Source organism: Ochrobactrum sp. SFR4 (assembly GCF_019730395.1).
Classification (GTDB): Bacteria; Pseudomonadota; Alphaproteobacteria; order Rhizobiales; family Rhizobiaceae; genus Pseudochrobactrum.
Window position 1 is genome coordinate 1 of record NZ_JAAPBB010001480.1, and the last position, 231, is coordinate 231.

Here is a 231-nt window from a genome sequence, read left to right on the forward strand (position 1 = left end):
TGATCTGGCACCAGGTCACGTTGCCCGCATTAAAGAGCTGGCTCGTGAAGGCGCTTATGACGGCGTTGTATTCCATCGCGTGATCGATGGTTTCATGGCGCAGACCGGCGACGTGAAGTTCGGCAAGCAGGGCGGTTCCAGCTTCAATCCATCCCGCGCCGGTATGGGCGGTTCGGACAAGCCTGATCTGAAAGCTGAGTTCACAAACACCAAGCACGTACGCGGTACCTG

General features: G+C 57.6%; 1 protein-coding gene. It reads left to right on the top strand.

Annotation, left to right across the window (positions count from 1 at the left end; translation table 11 throughout):
- Nucleotides 1–231 (top strand): peptidylprolyl isomerase (locus HBA93_RS23940; RefSeq protein WP_221724867.1); only part of this gene is annotated, 231 nt, incomplete at both ends.